Below are 23,994 nucleotides of genomic sequence, written 5' to 3'. Positions count from 1 at the left end.
CTGTGAATTGAGCCGGACCCACGATTAGACCTTGGCAAGGCACGGCTCGATAACATAACATCATGCTATTATAATTTTAGATGCGATGTCCATCACCGGGCTAGAGGACGCATCGCCCTGCAGGAGCGGGGGTCAGGGAGGGATGATGAGCGCTCAAGTGATGAATCCGGCGATCCGCGCCCCGGAAATCCACAATCCGGTCTTTCGCAGCGCGCCCGGCAAGATTGTCCCGGCCGGGCTGACGGCCGCCGCTTTGCTGGAGCTTTACGAGCGGATGGTGCTGTTGCGCCGATTCGAGAGCGTGGCGCAGACCGCCTGCCGCAAGGGCGAGACGCCCGGCTTCCTGCATCTCTATATCGGCGAGGAAGCGACCGCCGTCGGCGTCTGCGCGCATCTTCGCCCGACCGACTGGATCACCTCGACGCATCGCGGCCATGGCCATGCGCTGGCCAAGGGCATGGAGCCCAACATCCTGATGGCTGAGTTGTTCGGCAAGCGCGACGGCTGCTGTGGCGGGCGCGGCGGCACCATGCATCTCTATGACCGCAAGACCGGGCTTTTCGGCACCAACGGCATCGTCGCCGCCGGCATCAGCCACGCCGTCGGCGCCGGCATTTCCGCCCGGACCCAGGGCAAGGACGGCGTTGGCGTCGCCTTCTTCGGCGATGGCGCGACCAACCATGGCGGTTTTCACGAGTCGCTGAATTTCGCCGGCATCCAGAAGGCGCCCGCCGTCCTCGTCTGCGAAAACAACCTGTACGCCACCGCGACGCCGCTCGCCTCGGCGACTCTGAACCCGGAGATCGCCACCCGCGCGGCAGCCTATGGCATTCCCGGCATCGCCGTCGACGGCAATGACGTCATCGCCGTCTGGCAGGTCATGGCCGACGCGATCGCCCGCGCCCGTTCCGGCGAAGGCCCGACGCTGATCGAGGCCAAGACCTATCGCACCGTCGGCCACCATGAAGGCGACCACGTCACCGGCACCTACCGCACGCAGGCGGAAGTCGACCTCTGGCTGAAGCGCGACCCGATCAACCTGTTCCGCGCGCGTATCCTGGATGATTTCGGCACCGCATCGGCCGACGAGCTGGGCGCGATCGACGCGAAGATCGACAAGATCGTCGCCGAATCGCTTGAATTCGCAAGGAATTCGCCGGAGCCGGACGCGACGACCAGTTCGCTCTATGTCTATGCCGAGCCGATCAACCCGGCCGATGCGCTGGTGCAGGCCGCCCCGACGGCGACCGTGACGCAGAGCTGGCTCGACGCGGTGCGCGACGGCATCGCCGAAGAGATGCGACGCGACAAGCACATCCTCTATTTCGGCGAAGGCACCGGCGAGCGCGGCGGCACGTTCGCACACACCAAGAACCTCTGGACCGAATTCGGCCCGAACCGGATGGTCGATACGCCGATCTCCGAGCAGGGTTTTACGGGGGCGGCGATCGGCGCTTCGGCGACGGGATCGCGCACCATCGCCGACCTGATGTTCGCCGATTTCGTCTTCGAGGCGGCCGGCCAGATCGTGCTGCAGGCGGCAAAATTGCGCTACATGTCGAACGGCCAGATGAACGCGCCGATGGTGGTGCGCGTCGGCTCCGGCGCGGTGCGCTCGGCCGGTCCCCACCATAGTGGCACCTATCATCCGAGCTGGGCCAATATTCCGGGCCTGATCGTCTGCATGCCCTCGACGCCCGCCGACGCCAAGGGCCTGATGAAGACGGCGCTGCGGGCCGGCGATCCCGTCCTGATGCTGGAGCCGAAGGCGCTGTTCGCCACCAAGGGCGAAGTACCCACCGCCGAGCATTTCGTGCCGTTCGGCCTGGCGCGGATTGCCCGCGAAGGAGCCGACATCACCATCGTCGCGGCCGGACAGCTGGTGCACCGCGCGCTGGAGGCGGCGGAAAAGCTGGCAGCCGAAGATATCTCGGCCGAGGTGATCGACCTCAGAACCATCATGCCGCTCGATGTCGGCACGGTGGCGAAATCGGTTGCCAAGACGCACCGGCTGCTGGTGGTCGATGAAGGCTGGGGCGCGTTCGGCGTCGGCGCCGAGGTGGCGCAGGCGATGAACGAGCTCGCTTTCGACGATCTCGATGCGCCGGTTGGCCGGCTGCATACCGATCCGCAGCCGCATCCCCTCGCCCCAGCGCTGGAACGCGCCATGCTGGTCGATGCCGACAAGATCGTCGCGGGCGCCAAGGGCGTTCTGGACGGCAAGCCGCCGGTGCCGAAACACTGGCGCTATCTCGGCGGCCAGTCGGCTCCCGCCCCTGTGGCGGTCGCACCGGCAGCACCCAAGGCTGTTACGCCGCCAGCACCCGCTCCAGTAGCCGCCGCTCCGGTTGCAGTCGGCGACGGCGAACCGATCACCATGCCGTTCGGCGATCTGACGATCAGCGAAGGCACGATCGTCGGCTGGCTGAAAAAGGAAGGCGACGCGGTCAAGGCCGGCGAGATCGTCGCCGAGATCGAGACCGACAAGGCCGTGGTCGAGATCGAAGCGCCAATCGACGGCACGCTCGGCCCGATCGAGCAGCCCAAGGGCACGGTCGTGCCGATGGGCGGCCGCATCGGCAGCGTCCGGCGCTGAGGGGAACGCCATGAACGCCCGAACCCTCGCCTCGCCTTATGCGAAGCGCCTCGCCCGCGAGCGCGGCGTGACTCTGTCGCTCGTCACCGGCACAGGACCGAACGGCCGCATTGTCGCCGACGATCTCTTGCGGATTGTTGCGGTCGCAGCTCCGGAACCAGCCCCGGCAGCCGTCGCGGCTCCGATGGCGGCCCCGGCACCAGCGCCCGCCTTCGCGCCGGCTCGTTCGATCTCGGCCTTTGCCGCGACGATCGATCTGGCGCCGCTGGCCGCGTTCATCACCGCGTCCGGAACCGGCCTGTCGATCGACGCCTTTGTCATCAAGGCGGCGGCGCGCAGCGCTGGCGCCCATGCCACATCCATTCGCTGGATGAGGCCGGAAGGGGGCGCGGTGACGCTCGCGCGCGCTGTGGCCCTGGCGCCGACGGAAATCGACCGGCTGATCGGGTCGGATGCCAATGTCTCCGTCTCAGCGGACAAGGTGATGGTCGTCTCAAGGCTGGCGGCGAAGGGCGTGCGGCCAGTCGCCGGCAGCCTGCCTTCAGGCGTCGATCTGCGCATCCTGGTCGTCGCCAGCGATGACGCAACGGCGGCGGAAGCGCTGGTGATTCATGACGCGGAGGCGATCTCCGAAGTCGATGCCGGTAGCATCCTGACCGGTTTCCGCGACCTGATCGAAGCGCCGCTGCGCCTGCTGGTCTGAGAAGCGCTCTCCTTCACCTCTCCCTGAGGGAGAGGTCGGAGCGAAGCTCCGGGTGAGGGTTTAGGGAACTATCCGGTGAGGCCGTAAACCCTCACCCGCCGGCTACGCCGTCGACCTCTCCCTCAGGGAGAGGTGAAGGAAAGTCGGTGTTTCGTGCCGGTCTGCACAGCCAAGCTACACAAGCAAAAAGGGGCCGGCGCTGTTCATGCGCCGGCCCCTTTTCATTCCGTCAAAGACTCACATCATGTACCCGGCGGTCCAGCCGCCATCGACTGCGAGAACCTGGCCGTTGATGTAGGAAGACTCCGGCGATGACAGGAACAGTACCGCCTCGCCGATCTCTTCCGGCGTACCGGGACGGCCGAGCGGGATGTGTTTCATGAACGCTGCGGTCTTGCTCTGGAACTGGCCCTTCTCGCCATAGAACAACAGCTTCGTCGCCTCGGTCATGATCGATCCGGGCGCGATAGCGTTGGTTGCGATGCCCTTCGGCCCCAGTTCCAGCGCCATCGAGCGGGTCAGATGGATCATGCCGGCCTTGGCGGCGACGAAGGGGCTTTGCAACCGCATCGCCGCGAGGCCGACGACCGAGGCGATGTTGACGACCCGGCCGCCCCGGCCCGCCGCCAGCATCGGCTCCAGCGCGCGTTGGGTCATGAAGAACAGTCCGTCGAGATCGATGCCGACGATGCGATGCCATTCCTCGATCGGGAACGTGTCGACATTGACCCGGTGCGCCTGCGTGTTGACGCCGGCATTGTTGACGAGAATGTCGAGCCGGCCATAGGTCTCGATAGTCCTGGAAACCGCCCGGTCGATCGAATCCGCGTCGCGGATGTCGACCGTTACCGGCAGCGCGTCCGGCAGGCTGGCCGCCACGTCGCGCGCGCCCTCCTCGTTGATGTCGGCGACGACGATCGACGCGCCATTCGCCGCCAGCCGGCTGACGATACCGCGCCCGATGCCGCCGGCTGCCCCCGTCACGAAGGCGACCTTCCCCGTCAAATCGCTGCGCATGCGCCTGCCCTCCCCGGCATTCGTCCGAACCGGCCGGACTTATTGATATATTATGATACTATAATCTAATATGGAGGCCAGCAACCGTTCGACCCGGCGTTCGGCGCCGTTCGCCGCGCTCTCGGTCGAATAGTATGTCGGGTAAAGTTTCGCTAATTTGAGATGCGAACAAATACGATTCTGAGGATTGATCAGGTTGAAAGCAAGCAAGACCGGACAAGCGGCCCAGAACGAGTCCGAGGCAGCAGGCCTCGTCGCTTCTCTCGAAAGCTTCATGCCGCGCGCCCTTTCGCGCGACGACGGGCCGCTTTACCGACAGCTCGCCGTCATCCTGCGCGAACCGATTGCCAATGGCACGCTGGTTCCGGGAACCTCGCTGCCGCGCGAGGCCGATCTCGCGGATCGCTTCAGCGTCAGCCTGATCACCGTGCGCCAGGCGCTGCGCGATCTCGAAAATGACGGCCTGATCAAGAAGCGCGCCGCGAAGCCGGCCATTGTCGTCGCGCCGGAAGCGCCGGCCTTGCCGAGCTTCGCCTTCCGCAGCTTTGCGCAGATTGCCGACTCGACCAAGGGCCGCGCGCTGGAGATCCATTCCTACCGCAGGGAGCGCTCCGCCGCTGCCAGCGCCGCCTTCGACCTCAAGCCGGATGAGACGTGCCACTGCCTGCGCGCCACCCTGCATCAGAAGGATGGCCCGACCGGCCAGACGACCTTCTACTTCCCGCCCGCCATCGGCGCGCGGCTGAAGCGCACCGATTTCGACGATGTCGTCGTCTTCCGTGCGGTCCAGCGCCATCTCGGCATCCAGCTTTCCGGCGCCAAGATCACCGTCCGGGCCGACATTGCCGACGAGGCGCTCGCCAAGACGCTCGACTACAGGGTCGGCGGCCCGATCCTCGTCATCGAAATGCTCTATCTCTCGACCGCGGGCGAACCCGTCGAACTGACGATCAACAAGAACCGCGCCGATCTGTTCAGCCTCTCCTACGACGCCCCCAACGATCTGGTCTGAGAACCAGCGGCGTATCTGGACACACCCAAGAGATTATAATAACATACATTTCATCGCAGCGATGAGGATCAGCTGCGACCGTTCAGGGCGGGAAGACGCTCGAACGGGAGGGGAATGACGCGTCGCCATGACGGATGCCTTCGGTTGTCCGAAGCATCCGCACGCATACGTCCAAAAAACGTTCCTTGAGGGAGGAAATTCCGTGAAGCGCACAGCCGCCGCATTCGCCGCCTTGTCGGCAATCAGCCTTTCCGCCGCCATATCCGGGGTCGTCGCCCCGCCCGCCATGGCCGAAGGCAAGACCTACAAGATCTATCTGTCCAACAACTTCGTCGGCAATGATTGGCGCCAGCAGATGCTGCGCATCGCCGAAACCGTCGTGAAGAAGCCGCCACTCCTCGGCCGCGTCGATCTCAAGATCGAGAATGTCGAGACGACGACGCAGGCGCAGATCAACTCGCTCAACAACATCATCCGCACCAAGCCGGACGCGATCCTGGTCGATGCCGGCTCGCCGACCGCGCTCAATCCGACCCTCGAAAAGGCCTGCGCCGCCGGCATCCTGGTCATCTCCTTTGACCAGGTCGTCACGGCCGATTGCGCCTACAAGGTCGAATCCGACTGGAACATGCTCCCGGCCGTCCAGGCCGAGTGGATCGCCGAGAAGATCGGCGGCAAGGGCAAGGTGTTCGTCGATCGCGGCCTCGCCGGCGCGCCGATCTCCGAGCAGTTGCAGTCGGGCTTCGAGAAGGTGCTGAAGACCTATCCCGGCATCGAGATCGTCGGCTACTTCAACGGCAATTACGCGCTCGGACCGGAGCAGGAAGGCGTCGCCTCGCTGCTCGCCGCCCATCCGCAGGTCGATGCGATCCTGACCCAGGGCTATGGCTCCGGCGCGATCAAGGCGCTGCAGGATGCCGGCCGGCCGCTCGTCCCCGTCGCCGGCGGCGGCTACAACTCGGCCTCGCTCGTCTGCGCCCAGACGGAGGGCGCGCAGTGCATCCTCGAGACCAACCCGGCCTATCTCTCGGCCGAGGCGATCAAGCTCGCGGTCGACATCCTCGACGGCAAGGAAGCCAAGGAAAAGCACATCTTCGTCTATGGGCCATTCCAGTCGACGCATCCGGCTCCGTCCAAGCTCTATCCGGACGTGAAGATGCAGCAGATCGAGATTGGCAAGACCGCCTTCCCGGATCTGGCTCCCGGCCTGTCGCTGCCGATCTCGCCCGACTGGGTCGAAATCACCCCGCAGGAAGCCGCCGGTACGTAAGGGCGGCACTCGTTCTCACCTCTCCCTGAGGGAGAGGTCGGAGCGAAGCTCCGGGTGAGGGTTTAGGAAACCATCCGGTGAGGCCGTAAACCCTCACCCGCCGCCCTTCGTGCGTCGACCTCTCCCTGAGGGAGAGGTGAAGAATGGCGCTTCCAACCAGATGTAGCCTGAGGGTCTTGCCTCGGAAGATCGGAAAGTGAGGAAGCCCCTCACCCCAGCCCTCTCCCGCCAGCGGGAGAGGGAGCAGACCGAGCCAATCTCGACTGCCGAAACATAACTTGTTCCTGAAATTCCTGACTGAAGGTCCGGCCCTCCATGACCGAACTTCTGAACGCAACGGCCATCACCAAGCGCTATGGCGGCATCACCGCCTTGAGCCGGGCCGATTTTTCCGCGCGCGCCGGTGAGGTCCATGCGCTGCTGGGCGAAAATGGCGCAGGCAAGAGCACCTTCATCCAGATCCTGGCCGGCGCTGTCCGGCCCGATGGCGGCACGGTGACGCTCGCCGGTTCACCTTACCGGCCGCGCGATCCGCAGGAAGCGCAGCGATCCGGCATTGCGCCGGTGTTCCAGGAATTGTCGCTGGTGCCCGATCTGACGGTCGAGGAGAACATCTGGTTTCGCCACGAACCGCTTTCGGCCGTCCGTACGGTGCGCGCCCGCGCCATGCGCGAGGCGACGCTGGAACTTTTCGCCCGGCATCGATTTCCCTCGATCCGTCCGGATCAGGAATTGCGCCGGCTTACCCTGGCCGAACGTCAGGTGATCGAGATCGCCAAGGCGCTGTCGCGCGATCCAAAAGTGCTGATCCTCGACGAGGCGACTTCGGCGCTCGGTCCGCAGGAGACGGAGTGGCTGCTAGGCCTCGCAAGGGGCCTCGCCGATGCCGGCTCGCTGGTGATCTACATCTCGCACCGCCTCGGCGAAGTGCGAGAGATCGCCGACCGCATCACCGTGTTCCGCAATGGCGCGACGGTCGCCGCCTATGACACCCAGGCTGTCGACGACGAGACGATCATCACCGACATGCTCGGCCGGCGCATGGACCGGCTCTATCCGGAACGGAAGAAGACCTCGACCGATACCGTCGCGCTCGGCCTGCGCGGCTTCGGCGTCGATCATCGCCTGAGCGATATCGATCTCGATCTGCGCGAGGGCGAAGTGCTGGGCGTCGCCGGCATGCAGGGCCATGGCCAGCGCGAACTGTTCCAGGCGCTGTTCGGCATTGGCGGCTCGCGCGGCACGGTCGATGTCTGGGGCAAGCCCAAGACCATCCGCAGCCCGCGCCAGGCGCTGACCGGCCGCGACGGGCTGGCGCTGGTGCCGGAGGACCGGCGCAATCACGGCCTGCTGCTGGCCAAGAGCGTGCGCGAAAACCTCACCCTTTCGGTCATCCAGCGCTTCACCCGCTTCGGCATCACCGATCCCAGGCGCGAGGGCGCATTGGTCGACGAAATGATCGCCACGCTGAAGATCAAGACGGGCACGCCGGAGCAACTGGCCGGGACCCTTTCCGGCGGCAACCAGCAGAAGGTGATTTTCGGCAAGATGCTGCTGACCGAGGCGCGCATCCTGCTGCTCTATGACCCGACGCGCGGCATCGATGTCGGCACCAAGGGTGAGATCTTCCAGCTGATGCGCGACCTCGCCGCCAAGGGCTACGCCATCCTGTTCTATTCGAGCGACCTCGCCGAACTCGTGCATGTCGCCGACCGCGTCGCCGTGCTGCGCAATGGCCGCCTCGCCGCCATTCTCGAAGGCGAGCAGAATTCCGAGCGTCAGATTTTGCGCGCCGCAATGCTAGAGACGAGGGCGGCATGAGCGTCGCGGACCCGATGAGCCCTTTGAAAATGACGGTCGCAACATCCAGCCCCAGCGAGCTGGCTCACCGCCCGTCCCGCGCGGCGATCTGGAAGTCGGCCCTGCTGGACCGCGCCTCGCTGATCATCCCCTGCGTGATGCTAATAGGCCTGCTGCTGGTCTATGCGTCGCTGCGCGACGGCGTCTTCACGCTCGACGAGCTGAACCTCGACACGGCGGCGGCCATGACGCTGATCCTCGCCGCGACCGGCCAGACCATCGTGCTTCTGCGCGGCGGCATTGATCTCTCGATCGGCGGCATGATCAGCCTCGGCACCGTGCTGGCGGCCACCCGCTTCGGAACGGACCCGGCGCAGGCCGCCGCCTGGGCCTTCGGTATCGTCGCCATCGGCGGCCTCGTCGGCGCGCTGAACGGCATCCTGATCACGGCGCTGCGGCTGCAACCATTCCTGGTCACGCTCGCCACATGGTCGATCCTTTCCGGCACGGCGATGATCATTTTGCCGACCGATGGCGGCAGCCTGCCCTCCGGCTGGACGATGTTCGGCGTCTCGACCAAGCTCGGCCTTTCCAGTTCGGTCTGGCTGCTCGCCGTGCTGCTGGTGTTCTGGATCTGGTTCAAGCGCACCCGCCTCGGCATCGCCATCCGCGCCACCGGCTCCAACGAGCGCTCGGCCTTCCTCTCTGGCGTCTCGCCGATCGGCATCAACATCGCGACCTACGGCCTCTCCGGCATCTTCGCCGCGCTCGCCGCGCTGTATCTGACCACCCAAACCGGCGCCGGCTCACCCACCATCGGCAAGGACTACATCCTGCCCTCGGTGGCGGCGGCGGTGATCGGCGGCATCAGCCTGTTCGGCGGTCGCGGCGGGCTGGTCGGCACCATCATCGGCGCCTTCATCCTGACCATCATAGGCAATCTCGTCTTCGTGCTCGAAGTCTCGAGCTACTGGCAGCCCATCGTTTCCGGCATCATCCTGCTCGTCGCCGTCCTGGCCAGCTCGATCGCCGAGAAATCCGCGCGACGGAGCCTCTCATGAACATCCGCCGGCATCGCGCCATCCTGCTTGCCTATCTCGGCATGATCATCCTACTGCTGCTGACCAGCGTCGTAGCACCCGGCTTCCTGTCGGCGACGCACCTGCGCAGCACGGCCGTGCTCGCTGCCTTCATCGGCATCGTCGCGCTTGGCCAGACCTTCGTCATCATCGGCGGCGGCATCGATCTGTCGGTGCCCTGGGTGCTGAATTCGGCCGCCGTGCTGATGACGCTGCTCGCCAACAGCCAGGACGCGCCGCTGCTCTGGATCGTGCCGATGCTGCTCGCCGCCGGCGCGCTGGTCGGCATGATCAACGGCCTCGGCGTCGCCATCTTCGGTGTGCCGCCGATCATCATGACGCTCGCCGTCAACGTCATCCTGCAGGGCGGCATCCTCGTCTATACCGGCGGTGCACCGACCTCGACCGCGCCAAAAGCGATCCAGTTCCTCGCCGTCGGCCGCATCGCCGGCTTCCCGGTCGTGCTGATCCTGTGGATCGTGCTCGCCGCCTTCGCCACCATCCTGCTGTCGAAGACGGCGTTCGGCCGGCATCTCTATGCCGTCGGCACGAGCGCCACGGTGGCCGAGTTCTCCGGCGTGCCGACGCTGCGCACCACCGTGCTCGCCTATACGCTGTCCGGCTTCACGGCAGCGCTCGCCGGGATGCTTTTGACCGGCTACACGGCGCAGGCCTATCTCGGCATGGGCGATCCCTATCTCTTCACCTCGATCGCGGCGGTGGCGATTGGCGGCGCATCGATCCTCGGCGGCACGGGCCACTATATCGGCACCATCGCCGGCGCCCTCGTGCTGACGATCCTGACCGGGCTGCTGCCGGCGCTGAACCTCTCCAGCGGCGCGCTGCTGATCGTTTATGGCGTGGTCATCCTCGTCACCGTCTCGCTCGCCAGCGAAGCCCTATCGAGCCTTTTCGCCGCCCTGCCCCGCTTCGGCCGGCAGCGCGGCCCAGCCGCCTGAGAGATCCTCATGACCGACATCGAATGCGTCGTTGACGCCAAGGCACAGCTCGGCGAAAGCACCTATTGGGACCCGACGACGGAAGCGCTCTGGTGGATCGACATCTACCAGAAGGCGATCCACCGCTTCGATCCGGTATCGCGCCAGACGGAAACCCACATCGCACCCGAACTGCTCGGCTGCATTGCCGTGCGCGAGCGCGGCGGGCTGGTGCTGACGATGGCGAGCGGGTTCTATTTCTTCGATTCCACGACCGGCCACTTCGACAAGATCACCGATCCGGAAGAAAGCCTGCCGGACAACCGCTTCAATGACGGCAAGACCGACCGGCAGGGCCGGTTCTGGTCCGGCTCGATGTTCGAGGCGCCGGGCAAGCCGGTGGTAAAGAACGCCTCGCTCTACCGGATGGATGCCGATCTCTCGGTCCACCGAATCGTCGAGGGTATCGGCTGCTCGAACGGGCTCGCCTGGAGCCCCGACAGCCGGACGATGTACTACACCGACAGCCACGGCCCGGTCGTCTGGGCCTGGGACTTTGACCCACTGACCGGCGATGTCGAAAACCGCAGGCCGTATTTCGATCTCTCGGAAATGGGCGGTGGTGTCGTCGATGGCTCCACGGTAGATGCCGAGGGCGGCTACTGGGCGACGATCCCGTTCCAGGGCAAGGTGCTGCGCTTCGACCCGGCTGGAAAGCTGGTGCGCACCATCGAACTACCGACGGACCTGCCGACCTGCTGCGAGTTCGGCGGGCGGGATCTCGATACACTCTATGTAACGACGGCGATCTACAATCGTACGCCGGATCAGCTCGCGGGCCAGCAAAACCCCGGCGGCCTGTTCGCCCTCGACGTCGGCGTCAAAGGCCTGCCGCTGGTGCCGTTCAAGGGGTAAGGGGTGAGGTAGCCCATTCCTCGCCGTCATCCCCGCGAAAGCGGGGACCCATGCAGCCGGGATGTTTGCCACGCCGCGACGCAAAACCCGGCTGAATGGATCCCGGGTCTCCGCCCGGGATGACGGAGAGCGCGGGGGGCCGGCAGCGTGAAAGAGCCCCGACCTCAGCGCGCTGCCAGCAGCTCCAGAACCGTCTCTGCCGCGCGGTCGGACGGCGCGACGCCATCGGTGCTCATGATCGCGTCCAACCGCGCAAAACCGTCCAGCTGGCGCTGACGCGCGGGCCCGTCCGCAATCAACGGCTCCAGGGCGTCCGCCAGCTTTTCCGGCGTGCAATCATGCTGGATCAGTTCCGGCACCAGCATCTCGTTCAGGATGATGTTGGGCAGCGTCGCCATGCGGGTGGTGATGATCATGCTGAGAAGGCGCGCTTCCCATTCGCGGACCCGGTAGGCGGCGGCGAACGGCACGCCGGCAAGCGCCAGCTCCAGCGTCACGGTGCCGGACGCGGCAAGCGCCACCCGAGCCGAGCGGAACGCCGCCAGCTTCGCCGCCTCGCCGGAAACGATATAAGGGCGGACGGACCAGTGGCTCGTCGTCTCCGTCACGACATCGACCATGCGCGGCAGCGTCGGCAGCACCAGCTGGAAATCGTGTCCACGCGCCTTGAGCAGGTCGAGTGCCTTGCCGAACGGCTCGCCGAGCCGCTTCAGCTCCATGCGACGGCTGCCCGGCAGAACCAGCAGGATCGGCGGCTCGCCATTGCGCAGCGCCAGATCGGCCGCCGTCGGCTGCAATTGCGGGATCTCGCTCAGCAGCGGATGGCCGACATAGGTCGTATCCGGTCCGCCGAGGCGATGCATCACCTCGGGCTCGAAGGGCAGCACCGCCAGCACATGGTCGATCGAGCCGTGCATGGCGCGGGCGCGACCAGGCCGCCATACCCAGACCGTCGGCGCCACATATTTCACGATCAGCAGATTGGGCAGGCGCTTTCGCACCCGCGCCGCGACGCGGTGGGTGAAATCCGGCGCATCGACCAGGATCAGGACATCCGGCGGGTTGGAAACGATCGCCTCGACGGTCTGGCGCATCCGCTTGAGGATGGTCGGCAGCTTGCCGATCACCGCGCCAAAACCCATCGCCGTCAGATCGTCCATCGCATAGAGGCTTGCGAGGCCCGATTCCGCCATGCGATGGCCGCCGACGCCGCGATAGGCGATCGGGCCGCCGCGCTTGGCCGCGATAGCCCGCATCAGGCCGGCGCCGAGAATGTCGCCCGATTCCTCGCCCGCGATGATGAACAGGTCGAGCGGCTTGCTGGCCGGCAACGTCATGAGTCGAGTCCGATGATGAACAGGCCTTTTTCGTCGGCGATCCGCACGATGGCCTCGATTTCGGCGGCAATGACGCCGCCCGCCTCGACAGCCACGCCGGCAAGGCCAGCCTCGGCCGCGAGTTCGATGGTGCGCGGGCCTATCGACGGCAGATCCAGCCGGCGATCCTGTCCGGGCTTCGGCGCCTTCACCAGCACACCCGCCTTGCCATGCCGCCGGATACGGCCATTCGCGCGCAGTTCGCGACACCGCTCCAGCATGAGATCCGTGCCTTCGGCCGCTTCGACCGCCAGCACATGACGGCTGCCGACGACGACGCCCTGGCCGATGTCATATCGCCCGAGCGCACGCACGACCTCAAAGCCGAAATGCGCATCGGCGAGATCGCTGGCGCTGGGTTGATGGGCGCCGAACGCGCCGACAGGCACGAGAAGCTCCGGCGCGATTTCATGCGCACCGACCAGCTCGAACCCGTTTTCCTCGAAAATGCGTCCGACCGCGGTCAGGAGATGATCGTCGCCGCCGCGGAACATGCCGAGCACGCGCGGTATCAGCTTCAGCGAACCCCAATCGACGCGCAGCTTGGTGATGCTGGGTCGCAGCACCGTGCCGACGAAGACAACCTGGCGGCAGCCATTGCGCCGGAGCACCGAGGAAAGCCTGCCGAAGGCGCCGATATGGATCCATTCATGCGGATAGCGCGCGACGGCGGCAGCTTCGGCGTAGCCATGGATCGGCAGCAGGAAAACCTTTCGACCGGCTTTTAGCGCGGCTTCCGCGACCACGGTGGGAAACGCCCCGCCACCGCAAATGATGCCGAGCGTGCCGGGATCCGGCGCGCTCGGCGCTGTCTGGGCCGTTTCTGTCACGGCCAACCTCTCACGCGTCCGAATCGTGGTGTTCGGTCGCAGCGGCGCGCGGCGTCGTCAGCCGGCGCTTGCCGCGATTGTGGATGAAGTTGATGACATGCATGACGTTGGCGTCGTCGACATAGCGCTCCGCAACCGTCTCGATGCGCTCGGCCAACTGGCCGGGACCGAAGAACAGGTCGCGATAGGCCGCGCGCAGGCGCTGGATCGCCGGACGGTCGAAACCGCGACGCTTCAGGCCGATGATGTTGAGACCGCCCAGGCCTTCCGCGCCTTCGCGAACGGCACCGAACGGGATGACATCGTGCCAGATCGGGCAGAGGCCGCCGATGATCGCCTGATCGCCGACGCGCACGAACTGGTGCAGCGCGCACAGGCCGCCGAGGAAGACGTTGTTGCCGATCTCGACATGGCCGCCCAGCGTCGCGCAGTTCGCCATGATGACGTCGTTGCCGAGCTGGCAATCATGCGCGATGTGCACGCCGGTCATCAGGAAGCAGCGATCACCGACTTTGGTCTCGCGCCGCTCGCCGACAGAGCCGATGCTGATCGTGACGTTTTCGCGGATGACGCAGTTCTTGCCGATCGTCACCAGTCCCACTTCGCCCTTGTAGTGGACGGACTGGGGATTGCCGCCGAGCGAGGCGAACGGGTGAACCGTTGTCCCCTCGCCGATCGTCGTATGGGCGGCGATCGAGACGTGGTTATGGACCACCACGCCGTCGCCGAGAACGACGTCACGGCCGATGAGGGAAAACGCGCCGACGCGGACATCGGCGCCAAGACGCGCTCCGTCCTCGATGACGGCGGTGGGATGAATGTTGCTCATGAAGCTCCGTTCACTTCTCGATCAGCATGGCGCTGATCTGCGCTTCTGCGACTTTGGTGCCTGCGACGATCCCCTCGCACTCGAACTTCCAGACCGCGCCGCGCGAACGCGTCTTGCGGACGTGATATTCGAGCACATCGCCGGGAACCACCGGCCTGCGGAACTTCGCGGCGTCGATCGTCATCAGATAGACAATCTTCGGCGGGCCGTCCGTGCCGGCATTGGCGATGCAGATTGCACCGGCCGTCTGCGCCATGCCCTCGAGGATCAACACACCCGGCATAACCGGATGCCCCGGGAAGTGACCCTGAAAATGCGGCTCATTGAAGGAGACGTTCTTGATTCCCTTGGCGCTTTCGTCGCGGTCGATATCGACGATGCGATCCACCATGAGGAACGGATAGCGATGCGGCAACAGCTCCAGGATTTTCTGGATATCGGCCGTGGCCAGAACCTTGGCGTCTTCGGTCATGGGCTTATTCCCCCTTGTTGTCCCTGTTGTGTCCGGCTTTGATTTCACGCTGTGCGAGGCGGCGAATCGCCACCTCCTCGCGGTACCAATCACGGACATTGCGCGCGGGCGCACCGCCATAGCGGCCACCGGGCGCGAGATCATCCTTGACGCTGGCCGTCGCCGCGACCTGCGCGCCGGAACCGACCGTGACATGGCCGAGCACGCCCGACTTGCCGCCCAGCACGACGAAGTCGCCCAGCGTGGCGCTGCCGGCGAGCGCGACCTGCGAGATGATGATGCAATGCCGTCCGACGGTCGCGTTGTGACCGATCTGCACCTGGTTATCGATCTTGGTGCCCTCGCCGATCACGGTATCGCGGTTGGCGCCGCGATCGATCGTCGTATTGGCGCCGACTTCCACATCGTCCTGAATGACGACGCGGCCGATCTGCGGCACCTTGATATGGCCCTTGGCGCTCATCTGGTAGCCGAAGCCATCCTGGCCGATGCGCACGCCCGGATGCAGGATAACTCTGTTTCCGATCAAGGCGTTGGTGACCGTCGTTGATGCAGCGATCGAACAATCGCGGCCGATGCGGACGCTCGCGCCAATGACGGCGCCGGGGCCGATCAGCGTGCCGGAGCCGATCTCGGCATCGGCGCCGATGACGGCGCCGGGCTCGACCGTCGCGCCGGCTTCGATGCGGGCGGATGGGTGGATATGGGCTGCCGGCGAAATGCCCTCGCCATAGACGAAGGCGGGCCGCAGCGCGGATGGGTAAAGCTTGATCTGAACCGCGACGTAAGCGTCGTGCGGCTTGTCGACTTCCAGCGCCGCGACGTCGGCCGGAACGGAAGCGCTCTGCTTGGGCGAGCAGAAGCAGGCAGCGGCCTGGGTGCCGGCCAGAAGCGGCGTGTAGCGCGGATTGTCGATGAAGGTCAGGTCCGACGAACGCGCCTGATCGAGCGGCGCGACACCGAGGACCAGCCGGCGTCCGTCGACGCCATTCGCGATCCGGGCCCCCGTAAGGGCAACAATGTCATCGAGCGAGATCGGGCCTGACGGAGCGAAAAAGACGGGATCTGTCATGCCGCGGAGGTCCACAAATAGAAAGGCCGCCGGCTCACCCGGCGGCCCCTCAGATGTCTATAAAGGCTATTAGAACTGGGTGCCAGCGCTGAAGCGGAACACCTGGGTCTTGTCGTAGTCAGCCTTCGTAAGCGCTTCCGCGAAGTCTGCGCGCAGCAGACCGAACGGCGAGTTCCAGATGACCGAGGCGCCGACGGACGAGCGGACCATCGAGCTGTCCTGAACGTCGAGCCCCTGAAGATCGTCGTGACCCCAGAGCGAACCGGCATCGGCGAACACGGCGCCGCGCAGACCGAACTCTTCCGGGAACAGCGGCAGCGGGAACTGAGCTTCCGCCGTCACATTCCAGTAGTTCTGACCGCCGATGGCGTAGTCGTCGTTGGCACCCTGTACGCGACCGCCGTAACCGAACGACTGGAAGCCACGGATCGTCTCGCCACCGCGGAAGAAGTTGTCGAGGACCGCGACGTCATCGCTTCCGTAACCGGTGATGTTACCGGCGCCGCCCTTGACGAAGCCGACGACACCCGAATCCGGCCACAGCTCCTTGTACATGCGCGCATCGATGATGCTGCGCACGAACTGGCCGTCGCCGCCGACACCGGCGAAGTCCTGCGCGAAGCGCAGGAACACGCCGTCGCGGGGATCCTGCAGGTTGTCGATCGTCGAGTAGGTCAGCATGTAGCCAACCGACGAGTTGATCTCCGAACCGAGCGGATAGAGCGTCTCCAGCAGACCGCTGTTGATGTCCTGCTGATAGTTGCTGCCGTACGACGTGACGTCGCGCTGCACCAGCTTGTAGTTGAACTGGACGTTGAAGTCGTCGGTGATCGGCAGGCCCAAACGGACCGTGCCACCCCAGCTATCCATGTTGTACGGACGGAAATCCGTATCCTTGGCCTGGTTGTAGAACACGTCGAAGCCGAGCGACATGCGACGACCGAGGAAGTACGGCTCGGTGAACGACAGGTTCACGGTACGATCGTCGACACCGCCGCCGACCGAAGCCTTGAGGTACTGACCGCGGCCCAGGAAGTTCTTCTCGGTCATCGAGACGGAAGCGATGAAGCCGCCGCCCTGATCGGTGGTGTAGCCACCGCCAACCTGGAACGAACCGGTCGACTGGTCTTCGACCTGGACGTTGATGACAACCTTGTCGGGCGTGCTGCCCGGCTGGGTCGTGACGGCAACCGTCTTGAAGTAGCCGAGATTGCGCAGGCGACGCTCGGCCTTGTCGATGATGACGCGATTGAATGCATCGCCTTCGGACAGGTCGAATTCACGACGGATGACATAGTCACGCGTACGGGTGTTGCCTTGCACATTGATGCGCTCGACATACAGACGCGGACCTTCATCGATCAGATAGGTGACGTCGATCGTGTGGTTTTCGTAATTGCGATCGCCACGCGGACGGATCTGCGCGAAGGAGTAACCCTGGCGGGCGACAGCCGTGTTCAGGTCCTCGGTGGTGCGCTCGATCAGGGTCGAGTTGAAGACGCGACCTTCACGGGTACGAACCAGGCCCTTGAGATTGGCGGCATCGACTTCCGGGATCGACGAATCGACGTTGATGGCGCCGAAACGGTAGCGCGCGCCTTCATCAACGGTGATCACCAGACGATAGCGGTTGGCCGCCTCGTCGAAGTTCGCCTCGGCCGAAACGATGCGGAAATCGGCGAAGCCGTTACGCATGTAGAGACGGCGGATGAGTTCCTGGTCCGACTGAAAGCGTGCTTCGTCGAACGTGTCGCGCTTGGACAGCCAGCTGGTGATGTTCGTCCGCTTGGTCGTCATCACGTCGCGAAGACGGGTCCGCGAGAAGTGCTTGTTGCCGACGAAGTCGATGCTAGCGATGCCGGTACGCGTGCCTTCGTTGATCACGAAGGTGACGTCGATACGGCCATTGTCGCGCGGCGTCGTCTGGACCGTGACGCCAGCCTCGGAACGGCCGTTGCGGCGATACGCTTCCTTGATGCGCTCAACGTCGCCATCGAGCTTCTCCTGGGTCAACACCCCACGAGATTTCGTCTCGATGATCGGCTGCAGCATGTCCTTCTTGAGCTTCTTGTTGCCCTGGAAGCGCACGGTGCCGACGACGTTGTTTTCCTTGACGCTGACGACCAGGTTGTTGCCCTGACGCGTGATCTTCACGTCGGAGAACAATCCGGTGCCGTAGAGCGCCTTGACGGATTCGTTGATCTCGCCTGCGCCGAAGTTCCGGCCCGGTTCGATCGTGAGGTAGTTGCGGACGGTCTCGGGATCGACGCGCGAGTTGCCCTGCACGACGATGTTACGCACTACGTCAGCATGGGCTTGCGTTGCCCCAATGACGGACATTTGCGCGGCGAGAACCGGGACGGCCACTGTGATGGCCGCGGCACGGGCCGCTCCCCGCGTGAAAGTCTTGAAGGAATTCATTGGGTTCAAACGCCCTGCTCTATTCTGACTTCCCAGACCGAGCCCCGAAACGGGATTCGTACCGGACTGATTGACTGCAGCTTTGTGGCACGCGCCCAGACCGTTCGCAAGCCGAGCCCCATAGTGACACAACGGAATTTAACGGTCCGTTGCCAACGGGCCACGCTCACTCAAAGCGAACTCAAGTGGATGATATCGTTCCACGTTGTGAAGATCATCAGCATGAGCACGGCGGCGAGGCCGATGCGGAAGCCCATGTCCTGCGCCCTTTCGCTCAAGGGACGACCGCGAACGATCTCGAAGAGATAGAACATCAGGTGCCCGCCATCGAGCATGGGCACCGGGAAAAGATTGAGCAGACCAATCGAGACCGACAGGATTGCTGCCAGATTGATCAATGCAACCACGCCGAGCGTGGCCACCTGCCCCGAAACCTGGGCCACTCGAATCGGTCCGCCAAGCTCTTCCGTCGACTCGCGGCCGGAAAAGATGCCGCCGATATAGTCGAAGGTCCGGGTGACGATGAACCACGTCTCCTTCGCGCCCTCCCAGACGGCCTGCGGCGGCGAGAATCGCTCCAGCTTCACATCGGCGCTGCTGGCGCTGCGCGAAAGACCGAGCTGGCCGATCTTGTGGACATTGCCGAATCGGTCGGTGATCTCGCGCCGCTGCGGCGTCGCTTCGAGTGTCAGCTCGCCGCCGGCCCGCTCGACGCGAATCGAAAGCGGACGGTCGGCGCTGGCGCTGACGATCCGCTGCAGGTCGTTGAAGGAGGAAATCTCGCTGCCGTCGATCGACAGCACGAGATCGCCGACCTGGAAGCCGGCCGCTTCCGCGGCGCCGCCGGAAACCACCTGGTCGACGCGGGCGCTCGTTACTTCACGGCCATACAGCGTGAAGATGCCGGCGAAGATGACGATGGCGAGGATGAAATTGGCAATCGGCCCGGCGGCGACGATGGCCGCCCGCTGCCAGACGTTCTTGGCGAAGAAGGTGTCCTTGCGGTCCTCCTCCGGCATGGCGTCAATGGCGTTGCGGCTCGGCGTGCTGGCCGCGTCCTCGTCGCCGAGGAACTTGACGTAGCCGCCAAGCGGAATGGCCGAGATCTTCCAGCGCGTGCCGCGCTTGTCGTTGAAGCCGATCAGTTCGGGACCGAAGCCGATGGAGAACGCCTTGACCCGCACACCGCACCAGCGGGCGACGAGGAAATGGCCCAGCTCGTGGAAGAACACGACGATGGTCAGAACGAAGAGGAACGGTATCAGGTAGCCGAGCGTACTCGATCCGAATTGTCCCAAGGGAGCCAGAAAGTCCATTCCTCACATTACCTTTCCGCTTTCGCGTGCAGCGCCATCAGAGGGCGCGCCGTCCTCGGAATTCAATTTGCTCGGCGGCCAGTCGCCGCCCTTCGCCATCCAGCGCCAGGACGGTTTCAACCGTGTCGAACACCGTCCCGCCGACCGTGGCGGTCGCCCGATCCAGTACCGCCTCGACCGTCGCCGCGATTTCCAGGAAACCGATGGCGCCTTCGAGGAACGCCGCCACGGCGACCTCATTGGCAGCATTCAGAATATTGGTTGCCCAGTCGCCATTTTCCAGCGCGGCCCGTGCGATCACGAGCGCTGGAAAGCGCTCCAAATCCGGCTTTTCGAAGGTTAGCGTCCCAACGGAAGCAAGATCGAGCCGCGGCGTTGCCGTCAGGACCCGGCGTGGCCAGTTCAGGCAATGAGAAATGGGAATGCGCATGTCGGCAGCGCCGAGCTGCGCGATGACCGAACCATCGGCATACGTGACAAAGCCATGCACGATCGACTGCGCATGCACGAGCACGTCGAGCCGTGCGGATTCGATATCGAACAGGTGGTGCGCCTCGATCAGTTCGAGGCCCTTGTTCATCATCGTCGCCGAATCGATCGAGATCTTCGGCCCCATCGCCCAGCGCGGATGCTTCAACGCCTGTTCGGGCGTGGCGCGGCGCATCTCGTCGAGCGTGGCGGTGCGGAACGGCCCGCCGGAAGCGGTGATGGTGATCCGCTCGACGGCATGGAGGTTGTTGGCCTCCAGCGACTGGAAGATCGCGTCATGCTCGGAATCGACCGGCAAGACGCGAACCGAGGCCGCGGCCGCCCGGCGATTGAACAACGCCCCGGCGCAAACCATGCATTCCTTGTTGGCGAGCGCGATATCCGCCCCGGCTTCGATCGCCGCCAGCGTTGGCTCCAGCCCGGCCGCGCCGACAATCGCGGCGACGACGAGATCGACCGGATGCGACGCCGCCTCGACGATGGCCTTTTGCCCGGCGGCGACGGCGATACCGGTTCCCGCCAGTCGGGCGCGCAGTGTTTCATGGAGGGTGGCGTCGCCAATGACCGCGAGCCTGGCGCCAAGCTGGATCGCCGTCTGCGCCAGTTCCTCGACCCGGCTTTGCGCCGTCACCACGTCGACGTCGAAGGCGTCGCGATGCTGGAGCACGACATCGGCCGTGCTGCGGCCGATCGAGCCAGTGGCTCCGAAGATCGAGAGGGTACGGCGGGCTTTTTCAGCGCGGGTGCGCCCCTCCGGCAAAGCGGGGCTTCTCACCATGTAAGCAGTCCCTGGCCGAGATGATGGTCGCCGCCATTGGCCCAGCCGATCAGCGCGGCGCCAATCGCTGCGAAGATCAGGCCATCGACCCGGTCCATCATGCCGCCATGTCCGGGGATGATGCAGCCGGAATCCTTCTTGTCGAAGTGGCGCTTGATGGCGGATTCAAACAGGTCGCCTGCCTGCGAGGCGATGGATAGCAGCACCAGGCAGAAAACCAGCAGCGGCCCGACGCGGACGCCGAAAAGCGCCGCCGTGATCGAGGCGATGATGACGCCGCCAATCAGGCCGCCAATCGAACCCGACCAGGTCTTCTTCGGTGAAACGCGGGGCCAGAGCTTGGGGCCACCGAGCGTGCGACCGGCGAAATAGGCGAAGCTGTCGGTGCCCCAGACCAGCACGAGAATCACGACCACGGCGCACAGGCCGGAAGCGCTGTCGCTGCGGAGCGATGCAAGACAGACACCGAGCAGGCCGGCATAGACAACGCCGGCGGCGAGCCAGGCCGAGCGCGAGATCAGCGCGACGCCGACAAGACCAGCGACCAGCACGGCGAGACCGGCGCCAATCCCCTGCAGGCCGGCGACGATGGCCGAGAGCGCGACAAAGGCCACGCCTATCGAGACATCCGGCGTGGTGGGAAGAAGGCGCGGCGAACGACCGACGATGTTGGCCCATTCGGCGAATACGATGGCCGAAACAAGTGCCACCAGCAGGAAGGACGGCAGGCCGCCCCACCAGGTGATGAGAAGGGCGACGGGAACAAGAACCGCGGCCGACCAGAGCCGAAGCACCAGATCGCTTCGTCGCGGTTTGCCGTCATTCGCGGGTGAGCCCACGGGATCCAGGGATTTCAACCGCTCCTCCGGGCGGCAATTCCGCCAAAGCGCCGCGCACGACGCGAATATTCCTCGAGCGCCTGCACATAGGCAGCGCGGTCGAAATCAGGCCAATAGGCCGGCAGAAATACCAGTTCGGCGTAAGCCGCCTGCCAAAGCAGGAAATTGGAAAGCCGCATCTCGCCGCTGGTGCGGATGACGAGATCGGGATCCGGCATGTCGGCGGTGTCGAGCCGCGCACGGATCGCATTCTCGTCGATCGCGTCCGGGCTGAGCGTGCCGTTGGCGATTTCCTCGCCAAGCCGGCGAACGGCGCGGGTGATTTCGTCGCGCGCGCCGTAATTGAAGGCGATGACGAGCCGAAGACCCGTGTTGTCGCGGGTGAGCTTCTCGGCCTGTTCCAGCAGCGAGCGTATATCGGCCGAGAGGCGCACGCGGTCGCCGATGACGGTGACGCGCACCTTGTTGCGATGCAAGTCGGCCAGGTCGCGCTGGATGAACAGGCGCAGCAGGCCGAACAGGAACTGGATCTCCAGAGGCGGCCGCGACCAATTTTCCGAGGAGAAGCTGAACAGCGTCAGATAGGAGACGCCCAGTTCGCGCGACGTCTCGACGGCGGCGCGTACCGCCTCCATGCCGCGGCGATGGCCTTCGGTGCGAGTGAGGCCCCGCCCCTGCGCCCAGCGACCGTTGCCATCCATGATGATGGCAACGTGACGCGGCACGCTGAGCGGGGTTACCGCCATGTCAGAGGGCTTCGCCAGAAGCTCGGCGCCCGAATCGTCGGCATTCGAGTTCATGGCTTTACCGCCCTGCTCAGATCTGGCTGATCTCCGCTTCCTTCGCCGCGAGAATCGCGTCGATCTCGGCGATGGTGTCGTCGGTGAGCTTCTGGACCTTTTCAGCCATACGGCGGCTGTCGTCCTCGCTCATGCTGCCGTCCTTCTCCGCCTTCTTCAGCCCGTCAATGCCGTCGCGACGGACATGGCGAACCGAAATGCGGGCCGACTCGGCGTATTTGTGCGCAACCTTGACGAATTCCATGCGGCGCTCGGTGTTGAGCTCCGGGATCGGAATGCGGAAAACCTGGCCTTCGACGACCGGGTTGAGCCCGAGGCTCGACTCGCGGATCGCCTTCTCGACGGCCGATGCCGTGGCGCGGTCCCAGACCTGCACCATGATCAGGCGCGGTTCCGGCACGCTGATCGTCGCAAGCTGCGTGATCGGCATGTGCGAGCCATAGGCATTGACCATGATCGGGTCGAGCATTCCCGATGAAGCGCGGCCGGTACGAAGGCCGGCGAGGTCTGTCCTCAGGACCGAGATGGCGCCGTCCATTCGGCGTTTCAGGTCGTCCAAGTTCATGGCATCCTCTTAATTCTGGTGCGCGTCGGAGTTTACCGATGCGTGCATCATTCGTCAGCGACAATCGTCGCACGGCCCTTGCCGCGCAGAATGTCGACAAACGCGTTCGGTTCCTGGATCGAAAATACGACAAGCGGAATGCCGTTGTCACGAGCGAGCGCCACGGCGGCCGTATCCATGACCTGCAGTCCGCGCGCCAGAACTTCGGCGTGGGTGATGCGCTCGAAGCGAATGGCGGTCGGATCCTTGCGGGGATCGGCGGAATAGATACCGTCGACCTGCGTGCCCTTGAACAGCGCGTCGCAGCCCATTTCCGCTGCGCGCAGAGCCGCGCCCGAATCCGTCGTGAAGAACGGGTTGCCGGTGCCGCCGGCGAACAGCACGACCTTCGACCGCTTGAGCGCCCGTTCGGCGCGCTGCTGGCTGAAGGTCTCGCAGATCGTCGGCATCGGCACGGCCGAGAAAACGCGCGAGGAGATGCCGCGGCGCTCCAGCGCCTCATGCATGCCGATGGCGTTCATCACGGTCGCCAGCATGCCCATATGGTCGCCGGCGACGCGGTTGCCGCCTGCCTTGGCGATCGTCATGCCACGGAAAATATTACCACCGCCGACAACCAGGCCGACTTCGACGCCCAGTTCGACGGCCTGACCGACTTCACCGGCGATCCGGTCGATGACTTTTTCATCGATGCCGAAGGGCTGATCACCGAGAAGGGCTTCGCCTGATACCTTGAGGAGGACACGTCGAAAACGGACCGACTCCGTCATGTTTGCTTCCTCTTCGCTTTATGAAAGGCGCCTTCGGATACACGAAGGGCGCCGGGATGTCATCCGGCGCCCTGTCTTTTCTTGGAAAGGAACAGATGTTCCCCGAA

21 protein-coding genes are annotated in these 23,994 nt (G+C 64.8%); 8 read left to right on the top strand and 13 right to left on the bottom strand.

The window, feature by feature from the left end; all coding sequences use genetic code 11:
* Positions 1-142 precede the first annotated feature (142 nt).
* Positions 143-2,596, top strand: coding sequence for a thiamine pyrophosphate-dependent enzyme (locus OSH12_RS03370; RefSeq protein WP_266342073.1), 2,454 nt, complete (start codon positions 143-145; stop codon positions 2,594-2,596).
* 10 nt (positions 2,597-2,606) lie between these two features.
* Complete coding sequence (locus OSH12_RS03365) at positions 2,607-3,299, top strand: E3 binding domain-containing protein (protein ID WP_266342072.1); 693 nt, start codon at positions 2,607-2,609, stop codon at positions 3,297-3,299.
* Positions 3,300-3,536: 237 nt separating this feature from the next.
* Here OSH12_RS03365 and OSH12_RS03360 read toward each other — a convergent pair whose 3' ends face one another.
* On the bottom strand, positions 3,537-4,316 hold the full coding sequence (locus OSH12_RS03360) for an SDR family NAD(P)-dependent oxidoreductase (RefSeq protein ID WP_266342071.1): 780 nt from the start codon (positions 4,314-4,316) through the stop codon (positions 3,537-3,539).
* A 196-nt stretch (positions 4,317-4,512) separates the two neighbouring features.
* Here OSH12_RS03360 and OSH12_RS03355 point away from each other — a divergent pair, with 196 nt between their 5' ends.
* The 6 genes from OSH12_RS03355 to OSH12_RS03330 all read left to right on the top strand — a co-directional run bounded on the left by OSH12_RS03355 (position 4,513) and on the right by OSH12_RS03330 (position 11,330).
* On the top strand, positions 4,513-5,328 hold the full coding sequence (locus OSH12_RS03355; protein ID WP_266342070.1) for a GntR family transcriptional regulator: 816 nt from the start codon (positions 4,513-4,515) through the stop codon (positions 5,326-5,328).
* A gap of 202 nt (positions 5,329-5,530) precedes the next feature.
* Positions 5,531-6,598 carry a sugar ABC transporter substrate-binding protein gene (locus tag OSH12_RS03350; RefSeq protein ID WP_266342069.1) on the top strand — a complete coding sequence of 356 codons (1,068 nt, stop codon included), beginning with the start codon at positions 5,531-5,533 and terminating at the stop codon, positions 6,596-6,598.
* Between the two features lie 315 nt (positions 6,599-6,913).
* Positions 6,914-8,419, top strand: a complete 1,506-nt coding sequence (locus tag OSH12_RS03345) for a sugar ABC transporter ATP-binding protein (protein ID WP_266342068.1) — start codon at positions 6,914-6,916, stop codon at positions 8,417-8,419.
* 29 nt (positions 8,420-8,448) lie between these two features.
* On the top strand, positions 8,449-9,459 hold the full coding sequence (locus tag OSH12_RS03340; protein ID WP_266342067.1) for an ABC transporter permease: 1,011 nt from the start codon (positions 8,449-8,451) through the stop codon (positions 9,457-9,459).
* Positions 9,456-10,436, top strand: coding sequence for an ABC transporter permease (locus OSH12_RS03335; protein ID WP_266342066.1), 981 nt, complete (start codon positions 9,456-9,458; stop codon positions 10,434-10,436). Before OSH12_RS03340 ends, OSH12_RS03335 begins: the two co-directional genes overlap by 4 nt.
* 9 nt (positions 10,437-10,445) lie before the next feature.
* Positions 10,446-11,330 carry an SMP-30/gluconolactonase/LRE family protein gene (locus OSH12_RS03330; protein WP_266342065.1) on the top strand — a complete coding sequence of 295 codons (885 nt, stop codon included), beginning with the start codon at positions 10,446-10,448 and terminating at the stop codon, positions 11,328-11,330.
* Positions 11,331-11,494: 164 nt separating this feature from the next.
* Here OSH12_RS03330 and lpxB read toward each other — a convergent pair whose 3' ends face one another.
* From lpxB to pyrH, 12 genes are all read right to left on the bottom strand, one after another.
* Positions 11,495-12,667: a lipid-A-disaccharide synthase gene (gene lpxB / locus OSH12_RS03325; protein ID WP_266342064.1), complete on the bottom strand. Its 1,173-nt coding sequence runs from the start codon at positions 12,665-12,667 to the stop codon at positions 11,495-11,497.
* On the bottom strand, positions 12,664-13,536 hold the full coding sequence (locus OSH12_RS03320) for an LpxI family protein (RefSeq protein ID WP_266342063.1): 873 nt from the start codon (positions 13,534-13,536) through the stop codon (positions 12,664-12,666). Before OSH12_RS03320 ends, lpxB begins: the two co-directional genes overlap by 4 nt.
* A 10-nt stretch (positions 13,537-13,546) precedes the next feature.
* Positions 13,547-14,365, bottom strand: a complete 819-nt coding sequence (gene lpxA / locus OSH12_RS03315; protein ID WP_266342062.1) for an acyl-ACP--UDP-N-acetylglucosamine O-acyltransferase — start codon at positions 14,363-14,365, stop codon at positions 13,547-13,549.
* Positions 14,366-14,375: 10 nt separating this feature from the next.
* Positions 14,376-14,837: a 3-hydroxyacyl-ACP dehydratase FabZ gene (fabZ, locus tag OSH12_RS03310; protein WP_266342061.1), complete on the bottom strand. Its 462-nt coding sequence runs from the start codon at positions 14,835-14,837 to the stop codon at positions 14,376-14,378.
* A gap of 4 nt (positions 14,838-14,841) precedes the next feature.
* Positions 14,842-15,909, bottom strand: coding sequence for a UDP-3-O-(3-hydroxymyristoyl)glucosamine N-acyltransferase (gene lpxD, locus OSH12_RS03305; protein WP_266342060.1), 1,068 nt, complete (start codon positions 15,907-15,909; stop codon positions 14,842-14,844).
* Between the two features lie 69 nt (positions 15,910-15,978).
* The gene (gene bamA, locus OSH12_RS03300) at positions 15,979-18,210 is read right to left on the bottom strand and encodes an outer membrane protein assembly factor BamA (protein WP_266342059.1); all 2,232 of its coding nucleotides are present in this window, start codon (positions 18,208-18,210) and stop codon (positions 15,979-15,981) included.
* A gap of 290 nt (positions 18,211-18,500) precedes the next feature.
* The gene (gene rseP, locus OSH12_RS03295; protein ID WP_266342058.1) at positions 18,501-19,646 is read right to left on the bottom strand and encodes an RIP metalloprotease RseP; all 1,146 of its coding nucleotides are present in this window, start codon (positions 19,644-19,646) and stop codon (positions 18,501-18,503) included.
* 37 nt (positions 19,647-19,683) lie between these two features.
* A complete protein-coding gene (gene dxr, locus OSH12_RS03290; protein WP_266342057.1) occupies positions 19,684-20,913 on the bottom strand; it encodes a 1-deoxy-D-xylulose-5-phosphate reductoisomerase in 1,230 nt (409 codons plus the stop codon).
* The gene (locus OSH12_RS03285; protein ID WP_266342056.1) at positions 20,907-21,770 is read right to left on the bottom strand and encodes a phosphatidate cytidylyltransferase; all 864 of its coding nucleotides are present in this window, start codon (positions 21,768-21,770) and stop codon (positions 20,907-20,909) included. The genes dxr and OSH12_RS03285 overlap by 7 nt, the downstream gene beginning before the upstream one ends.
* Positions 21,767-22,498, bottom strand: a complete 732-nt coding sequence (locus OSH12_RS03280) for an isoprenyl transferase (RefSeq protein ID WP_266342442.1) — start codon at positions 22,496-22,498, stop codon at positions 21,767-21,769. The genes OSH12_RS03285 and OSH12_RS03280 overlap by 4 nt, the downstream gene beginning before the upstream one ends.
* Positions 22,499-22,568: 70 nt before the next feature.
* A complete protein-coding gene (gene frr, locus OSH12_RS03275) occupies positions 22,569-23,117 on the bottom strand; it encodes a ribosome recycling factor (RefSeq protein WP_266342055.1) in 549 nt (182 codons plus the stop codon).
* A 47-nt stretch (positions 23,118-23,164) separates the two neighbouring features.
* Positions 23,165-23,887 carry a UMP kinase gene (gene pyrH, locus OSH12_RS03270; RefSeq protein ID WP_266342054.1) on the bottom strand — a complete coding sequence of 241 codons (723 nt, stop codon included), beginning with the start codon at positions 23,885-23,887 and terminating at the stop codon, positions 23,165-23,167.
* Between the last annotated feature and the right edge of the window lie 107 nt (positions 23,888-23,994).

The sequence above is a fragment of the Kaistia terrae genome (assembly GCF_026344005.1).
Classification (GTDB): Bacteria; Pseudomonadota; Alphaproteobacteria; order Rhizobiales; family Kaistiaceae; genus Kaistia; species Kaistia terrae.
Note: the sequence above shows the minus strand (reverse complement) of the source record. Positions and strands in the feature narration are given on the sequence as shown.